The organism is Micromonospora sp. NPDC005324 (assembly GCF_040607155.1).
In the GTDB taxonomy this organism is placed as follows: Bacteria; Actinomycetota; Actinomycetes; order Mycobacteriales; family Micromonosporaceae; genus Micromonospora; species Micromonospora trifolii.
The window spans coordinates 1-7,273 of sequence record NZ_JBEXGE010000087.1 but is presented as its reverse complement, the minus strand read 5'-3'; the positions used below and the strand labels follow the sequence as shown (position 1 = coordinate 7,273).

Sequence of the window (7,273 nt, the reverse complement as noted above, 5' to 3'; positions counted from 1 at the left end):
AGCCCGCACAGGTACTGACGCGCCCGCTGCCGCGGCTCCGACCGGCGAAACCGAGGCCCGATCCGCGCATGCAACCGGTCCAACTCCCCATGCCAACGATCGACATCAACGTCCGTCACACGCAGACCAACGAACGCGAACCGAACTCGATTCGCCTACTGCCGTTGCAGTATTAGAGCGCGTTTGGTTTGTGGGTCGGTCGGGTGTGTCGCACAGTGGGTCCGGTCGATGGACGTAGCTCGGTCGGTAGACAGGCATGGATCGAGTGCGGCGGTACCCGTCTGACCTGACCGACGCGGAGTGGGAGATCATCGAGCCGATGCTGCCGTCTCCGCAGTGGATGGGCAGACCAGAGAAGCATTCCCGCCGGGCCGTCATCGACGCCATCTTGTACGTGGTGCGCACCGGTTGCGCCTGGCGGTACCTGCCGGTCGACTTCCCGCCGTGGCAGACCGTGTACGCGCACTTCACGCGCCTGAACGACCGGGGCGTGACCGAGCGGATCCTGATCGAACTGCGCGAGGAGATCCGCCTGGCTCACGGCCGCCAACCCGAACCGACGGCGGGGATCATCGACTCCCAAAGCGTCAAGGGCGCTGACACCGTGCCCCGCAGCTCCCGCGGCTACGACGCCGGGAAGAGAATCAACGGCCGGAAGCGGTTCATCGTCACCGACACCCTCGGGCTCCTGGTCACCGTCTGGGTCCTGGCCGCGTCCTGGCAGGACCGCGACGGCGCCAAAGGCGCCCTGCTCGCCACCTACGCGGCGACCCCCATCCGGCACGTCTTCGCCGACTCCGGCTTCGCCGGCCAACTGGTGCACTGGGCCCACGACCTACTACGCACCACCATCGAGATCGTCCGCAAACCCGCCGACCAACGCGGCTTCGTCGTGCACCCCCGCCGCTGGGTCGTGGAGCGGACCCTGGCCTGGCTCACCGCCCACCGCCGCCTGGCCCGCGACTACGAAACCCACCCCAGCACGTCAGAGGCCATGATCCGCTGGGCCGCCCTCGGCGGCATGCTCCGCCGTCTCACCCGAGGCGAAGCCGCCACCCGCCAACAACGCCTCACCTTCAACACACCCGACTGACAGCAATGTGAAACGCGCTCTTAGGTGTGTGGTTGCAACTCTCATTTCCTTGTACTCACACCACGCCGTCCGGAAACGAACGCTCGTGATACACCCGGGTGCGCACCCCGTTCCCCCAGGTCAGATCTGTAACAGAACCCGCGTCCGCGCCTTCGTAACGCCCTCGGGGGTTCGCGATACAGTCACGGGCATGAGGGACGCAGCGCTTCGCGCTGGTCCGTAGCTTCGACGACGCGGACTCCCCGGCCAAGGACCCGTACCGGCAGATGCGGCGCGCGGTTCAGGTCGGGCGCCGCACCGGGCAGGACGAGGCGGCGATGAACAGCGCCATCCAGAACTGCCGGGCGCAGGTTGGTGGCCAATACATCGACCTCGCCCGCGGGTGGCTGTCGTTCATCGACTCCCGGGCGGACACCGTGCTCGTACTCCGGGCACCGCCCGATGGCACGCCGTCACCCGACCTGACCGTCCGCGTCACGCCGGATCTCGTGCTCGCGCACGCGGACGGGACCACTCTTGCCTGAAGCTTTGTGAGCAGGGCCAATCAGCCCGTTCGAAGGGCGCCGGACAGCGGTTGGGCGCGTGCGGGCCGGTCATCGTCGACGAGGCCCACGTGGGAGCATCCACCATCGGGAAGCCCTCCGGTGGATCCCCGTCCGCCGCTGGGCGGCCTGACCGCCATCCCCTACCGCCATGGCGGTCTCGCGCCGGTCATCGTCCTGCACTTCGCGGATTCGCCAAGCACCCCGTCCCATTCGAAGATGACGCGATCAGGGCGAGGACCCGGGATGACTTCGCTGCCCGTTCCGCGATCACCCTCCACATTCTCAATTCTTCCCACTGAGGGCCCGTGACGCGAAACGAGCTGGCTCCTAGCCGCCGCGCGCATCGCGGCATGCGCAGATGACTGCGGTTGGTAGCGTTCGGGGACGTGGAGTCTCGGACGATTCAGGTGGGAACTGCCGCGTTGCACGTGGGGGTGACTGGACACGGGCCTGATGTTGTCGTCCTGACTGGCGGTCCCGGTTGTGTGCAGTATCTGGAGCGCGACGAGATCTCGCCGCTGGGTCACCGCGCCTGGTACCCCGAGCCCCGTGGAGTCGGTCGGTCCAGCGGTGGTCCGCACACCATGGAAAGAGCAGTCAAGGATCTTGAAGACATTCGTGCTGAGGTCGGTGTCGCCACCTGGATCGTGGTAGGTCACTCGTGGGGCTGTGATCTGGCGGTGCGGTATGCGGTCGAGCATCCTGAGGTGGTGGCCGCGGTGGTCGGTATCGCCGGTAGGGGTCCCCAGCGTGACCGCACGTGGTCCGAGGCGTACGAAGCCGGTAAGGCCGTGGAGCCCGTCGTAGACATTGACTGGGTGCCGGAGGTCCATGCGGCTCTCGGCGATTCGTTCACCGAGTGGATCCATCGGCCCGATCTGTGGCGCGGGCTGGCCTCCTGCCGGGTACCGATGCACTTCATCGCCGCCGGCGACGACATCCGCCCGTCGTGGCCTCTGGCGCAGCTTGCTGAACTCGTCCCGCACGGACGGTTCTCCACCGTGCCTGGTGTGCCGCATGACTTTTGGATCACCCACCCCGAGGTGTGGACCATGACCGTCACAAATGCCTGCATCAATTCGCACCAGGCGGCCTGACCGCTCGAACACCCCCCCGGGTTCCTGCCAGTCACGGCCGGGACCCCCGGCGCGTACGAGTTCCACGACGGACACGCTTCGGCGTCGGCGGATAGGGGGTCACAGTCGAGCAGGTGTGTCGGACGTCGTGAGGGTGGCTCGCCACGCGGTGACCAGGTGGGCCACGTCGGGGTGTCGATCTCCGGGTGCCGCGCGGGTGGCGTGGGTCGCAAGCCGAGCCTGGGCCGGGGTGCCTCGCCAGCCGTGTGGGGAGTCGAGCAGGTGCCAGATGGTGCGGCCGAGGGTGTACACGGTGGTCCGCTGGTCGATGACGGCACCGCGGACGAACTCTTCCGGGGCCATGTAGCGGCGGGATCCGGGCAGGCGGTCGGCGTCGAGGACGAAGGGGCCGGGCCGATACTCGTCCAGGTCGATCAGCCACATCTGTCGAGCGTCGAAGTCGTAGAGGAAGCAGCCGTCGTACAGGTCGACCGCGACGTGGCCAGCCGCCGCGACGGCCTCGTGCGCGTCGAGGATCGTGGTGATCGCCGCCTCGACGTCGGGGAGAGGCAGCTGTTGGAACCGGGTAAGTGCGGCACGGTCCGAGCCGTGCGTGGTGGCGTGGTTGAGTACTGACCCGTCGTGCCACGGGTAGACCAGCACGGGACCGTCTGGGCTGTTGAGGATCTGCTCGGGGCGGACGATCGCTGGGTGCTGAACCGCGGCGTGGAATCGCGTTGCCCGGATCAGTGAGAGGCGGGCCTGCACGGTGGTGGCCTTCTTAACGAACCAGCGGCGCCCGGCATCCTCGACCCCGTAGGACAGACATCCCGAGTCTTGTTCGTTAAAGACCGTGAACGCGGACGCGAGCGGCAGGTCAGACATGTTGGCGAACCTACGTCCTCATGTGACCGTCGGGTCCATCGATCGTCACGAACCGCCCCGACGCCCCATCTCAGGGGCGTCTTCCCTCGGCAGCGCGTCGCCGATGACGGTGTCGACAAGGTCGAGCAAGCGGTGGGCCGCAGTGATGGCGGGGCGCAGGTTTCGGTGGGCTGTCGGCTCGATGCGCTCGCCGAGGATCTGCCGCAGTGTGAAGGTGTCGACGCCGGATGGAAGGCCCAGGTGCCGAGTGATGGCGGCATGGCGTGGTTGGTCGCCGCGGGCGAGGTACTTGGCGGCCAACTGCACCAGCAGTAGGACGCTGGTCGGGTGGTTCGGGTCCGCGACTGTGGTGTCCGAGGTGCGGTGCCGGTCCAGTAGTTGCATGAACGCCAGGTCGGTGCGCGGCGGTGGTGGCGTGCGGTGGAGTAGGAGCCGACCGTTGGCGGGTAGGGCGGCGGTGGCTTTGGGCCATAGGTAGAGGTCGACCAGCACCGGCAGGGTGGCTAGTTCGACGCACGCGGTCAGGTAACCGCCGTCGGCGGGTGCGTTGCGGGGCTTGCTGCTGGTGAAGAGCACCGACCCGGGCAACCGCAGGCCGGCGACCGGATCACCGAACACGTTCGGCGGTGTGGCGTCGTCGACGGCTACGACGAGGTCGATGTCGCTATACGGGTCAGGGTTGCCTTGCCCAAGAGATCCCACGAGCCACGCCGCGTTCACAAATCGTCGCTGGTGCAGCACGTCGACGGTGGCGGCGAGCCAGGCCGTACGGGCTTTGGCCAGGGCTGTCAGCGGTGCGGCCCATTGGGGCTGCGGTGACACCTTGGCATGCCTTCGCTGGCTCATGCCGGTCCGCCGCAGATGCCCGTGTGCTCTGTGGACCGTGCGGGTTCGCGGTGGTCGTCGGCGGCTTCGATGAGTGCGGCGGGTACACGTGCGGCGAGTTGTTCCGCCTGGTTGAGGGTGCGTGTCCCGGTCCGGCGGAATGCGTCGTAGTCGCACAGCAGGTTCGTGAGTTGCTTGCCCGGCCAGTGACGGAGAGCTTCGGCCACCTCGGGGAGCCGCAGGGGTGCGTTCGGCTGCCGCTGAATGACTAGGAGCCGAGCTGCGCATGAGAGCACGGACAGAACGTGGCGGGCGGCGTCCTCGCGCCGGGTACTGCTGTCGTATATGGCGCTGAGGCCACTCACGGCGATGTCGTGAAGCACGCCGATGTCCTCGGCAAGATTGGTTGCTGCTGGAGTTGTGGTGTGCGTCGGGCCCGCGCCTGCGATCACGGCGGTGTCGAGGCCGACGCGGTCCAGCGCCACCCGCATCGTCATGTCGCGCAGAGCGCCGAGGCTGCGGACCGTGCCAGCGTGTTCGTCGCTGAGATGTAGTGAGGCTCGTATGTCGTGAAGCTTGGAGGCTTCGGCGACGATCTCGTTGATCTTGGCTGCTGTCCGTGAGGACGCGGGGAGATTCCAGGCGACAAAGCCGACGTCGCTCCAGCCGTCGATGAAGTCGCCGCGGGCGGCCGAGCCGCACAGCCCTATGCCCGCTTCAGGGTGCCCGGCGATGGCGGCCTGAGCGTCCGTTGCGACTTCGGTTATGAGTTGGCTGAGGCTTCGGCTGAATGGGAGTGGCCCTGCCGAACGCCAGGCGATGATGGCGAGGGCGCGGTCCAGGATCCGCTGGAACTCAACGTGGGTGGCCGCTCGTCGGGCGGCGGGGGCGTCAAGCCAACGAGCTTGGACGAATCCCTCGTCTCGGGCTGGCGTTGCGGCGGTGGTCGGGGTTGTGAAGAGGAACCAGTCGACGGTCTTTGCCGCAGGAGAGCCGTCGTTGTCGGTGAAGACGTACTTTTCCTGTCCGAGGTACGCGCCGTAGTGCGTACCGGTCAGGCCGGTCTCCTCGGCTACTTCCCGCTCGGCTGCCTGCAGGGGTGCCTCGCTCGGCTCGAGGCGACCCTTCGGGGCTACGGTCTGTCGTTCGCCGTTACCCCGGACCTGATCGAGAAGCAGGATCGAAGGAGCGCCCAGGTCGTTGGTCGTGACGACGGCACCGGCGGAGGAGTATCGACGAATCACGGCTGGGTTCCTCCGGAGGGCTGCCTGGATGGATTCAAACGCGTCGCGAAGACGAGCTATGCGGTCCTGCGGGGCAGGAACGTTAATTGGCGCCTGGCATCCCACTACGCCCTGGGGTGGGCATCCCAACTCGCGGGCTTCTACTCAGGCGGGACGATGGTCGAGGCCATAGTTGTTCCACCACGACGGTCGGTGCCTTCGAATGGCTCCTGCGACTCGGGTCAGTAGCAGCCAGTTACCGTTCAGTGTCAGTGCCGCGTCCTCCGGCCTGCTGGCGAGCAGCCGGTCGACGGCCGCGACCATGTCGGGGACTGCCCTGCCGGACGTGTCGTCCTTGAGCATGTGGAAGACGATGTTGACGTACGTGTCGGGTTCCCATTCCCATTGGGAGCCGTCGTCGTCCTCGGCGTCGTAGTAACCGTTTCTGCCCGGATAGACGCTGACGGTGTAGCCGGATTCCTCGCCGAGGTCGGCGCCGAGTAGTCGGGGGTATCCGGGCAGAGTTGACTCCTCGACGTTCCCAGGAGCCGCGATTTTGGCCACTTGTTCCAGCGGGATGTCGCCCGCCAGCGTCAGTCGGTACTCGATACCCACGTGCTGCCTGCCTTCTCAGTCTCGTCGGACGATTTGAATGATCTCACCGCTGCGGGTCAGCGCCGTGAGTTCTTTGAGGTGGTGGATGGGCCAATCGTCGAACTGCTTCTGCAGGGCGTCGAGGTCGCCACGCCAGTCCTGCAGGTTGAGCATGATCCGTTGGGTCTGCTGGCTAGCCACCTTCCCCGACACTTCCGTCCAGACACCACGTACGGCCTTCGCGGGAGTTGGCGAGTAGCAGTCGAAGACATGGCCTTCGATCAGGTAGTCCGGGTCCTTGTCCGGCTTCCCGCCGTCGCCCGTGTTCCGCCGCGCCTCGGCGATCTCCTGCCTGGTCGGGTTCTGGTGCAAGCGGTAACCCTTGCCAGCGACCGTGTCGGCACACGCGTTCTCCAACTCCAACGCACGCTGCACCCTGTGATCCGCCCGTGGCGGGATTTTGGTTCGGGGCCCGGTGGGTGATCCGCCGAGGACGCCGGTCGGGTCCCGGCTCCACGGCGTGGGGTTGCGGTCACCGGAGGTGGGAGGCGTCGAGTTCGGGTTGGTGGTGGCAAGAGGGGGCGGGCTGGCCGGTCTGGGACTGCCAGCCCCGATCAGTTTCCCGAGGACCCGATCTGCCGTGCTTCAGTGATCGCGGCTTCGATGAGTTGCCGAGTGGTGCTGGTGCGCTGGACTACCAGTACCAGGACCTGCTTGATGCTTTCCAGCGCCTGTAGCAGGGGTCCGGGCTGCCCGCCCTGAAGGATCATGGTGACGAGCCGCTGTGCCTCACCGACCTGAGCGATAGTCGCTGCCGTCGCGTCCCGGGCGCTGTCCACCGCGGCCTGGATGGGTGTCAGCCCGGCGATGGTCTCCTGCGGAGTCGCCCCATGCGGAACGGCCGCGGTTGCCTTCGTTGCCTCACCGATCGAACCGGCGAGGCTGCCCAGGCCGCCTTGAATATCGGTGATCGCACTGCGCACTCGCGTCACGCCCACCGCCACCGCGGCGAAGCCAGCGCCCGCGGCTCGC

Annotated in this window: 9 protein-coding genes and 1 pseudogene; 3 read left to right on the top strand and 7 right to left on the bottom strand. The window is 67.1% G+C overall.

Annotated features, from left to right (window positions below; all coding sequences use genetic code 11):
* Positions 1-119: pseudogene (locus tag ABZS40_RS35985) on the bottom strand (IS701 family transposase); the annotation flags it as partial.
* Between the two features lie 137 nt (positions 120-256).
* Here ABZS40_RS35985 and ABZS40_RS35980 point away from each other — a divergent pair.
* The 3 genes from ABZS40_RS35980 (at position 257) to ABZS40_RS35970 (ending at position 2,735) form a co-directional block, all read left to right on the top strand.
* On the top strand, positions 257-1,093 hold the full coding sequence (locus tag ABZS40_RS35980; RefSeq protein WP_354949156.1) for an IS5 family transposase: 837 nt from the start codon (positions 257-259) through the stop codon (positions 1,091-1,093).
* A 266-nt stretch (positions 1,094-1,359) separates the two neighbouring features.
* A complete protein-coding gene (locus ABZS40_RS35975; protein ID WP_354949154.1) occupies positions 1,360-1,617 on the top strand; it encodes a hypothetical protein in 258 nt (85 codons plus the stop codon).
* Between the two features lie 407 nt (positions 1,618-2,024).
* Positions 2,025-2,735 carry an alpha/beta hydrolase gene (locus tag ABZS40_RS35970; protein ID WP_354949152.1) on the top strand — a complete coding sequence of 237 codons (711 nt, stop codon included), beginning with the start codon at positions 2,025-2,027 and terminating at the stop codon, positions 2,733-2,735.
* A 99-nt stretch (positions 2,736-2,834) separates the two neighbouring features.
* Here the strand turns inward: ABZS40_RS35970 and ABZS40_RS35965 are convergent, their stop codons facing one another.
* From ABZS40_RS35965 to ABZS40_RS35940, 6 genes are all read right to left on the bottom strand, one after another.
* Entirely contained in the window at positions 2,835-3,599 is a 765-nt protein-coding gene (locus ABZS40_RS35965) for a serine/threonine protein kinase (RefSeq protein WP_354949150.1), read from the bottom strand.
* 45 nt (positions 3,600-3,644) lie between these two features.
* Positions 3,645-4,421 carry a nucleotidyltransferase domain-containing protein gene (locus ABZS40_RS35960; protein WP_354949149.1) on the bottom strand — a complete coding sequence of 259 codons (777 nt, stop codon included), beginning with the start codon at positions 4,419-4,421 and terminating at the stop codon, positions 3,645-3,647.
* A gap of 20 nt (positions 4,422-4,441) precedes the next feature.
* Complete coding sequence (locus ABZS40_RS35955; protein ID WP_354949147.1) at positions 4,442-5,668, bottom strand: NUDIX domain-containing protein; 1,227 nt, start codon at positions 5,666-5,668, stop codon at positions 4,442-4,444.
* A 144-nt stretch (positions 5,669-5,812) separates the two neighbouring features.
* Complete coding sequence (locus ABZS40_RS35950; RefSeq protein WP_354949145.1) at positions 5,813-6,262, bottom strand: SitI3 family protein; 450 nt, start codon at positions 6,260-6,262, stop codon at positions 5,813-5,815.
* A gap of 15 nt (positions 6,263-6,277) precedes the next feature.
* Complete coding sequence (locus ABZS40_RS35945) at positions 6,278-6,664, bottom strand: hypothetical protein (RefSeq protein WP_354949143.1); 387 nt, start codon at positions 6,662-6,664, stop codon at positions 6,278-6,280.
* A gap of 191 nt (positions 6,665-6,855) precedes the next feature.
* Positions 6,856-7,273: DUF6244 family protein (locus tag ABZS40_RS35940; protein ID WP_354949142.1), on the bottom strand; the 418-nt coding region annotated here is incomplete at its 5' end.

Coding starts and splice junctions, on each gene's coding strand:
- ABZS40_RS35980 (WP_354949156.1), top strand. CDS start 257: ATGGATCGAGTGCGGCGGTACCCGTCTGACCTGACCGACGCGGAGTGG.
- ABZS40_RS35975 (WP_354949154.1), top strand. CDS start 1,360: ATGCGGCGCGCGGTTCAGGTCGGGCGCCGCACCGGGCAGGACGAGGCG.
- ABZS40_RS35965 (WP_354949150.1), bottom strand. CDS start 3,599: ATGTCTGACCTGCCGCTCGCGTCCGCGTTCACGGTCTTTAACGAACAA.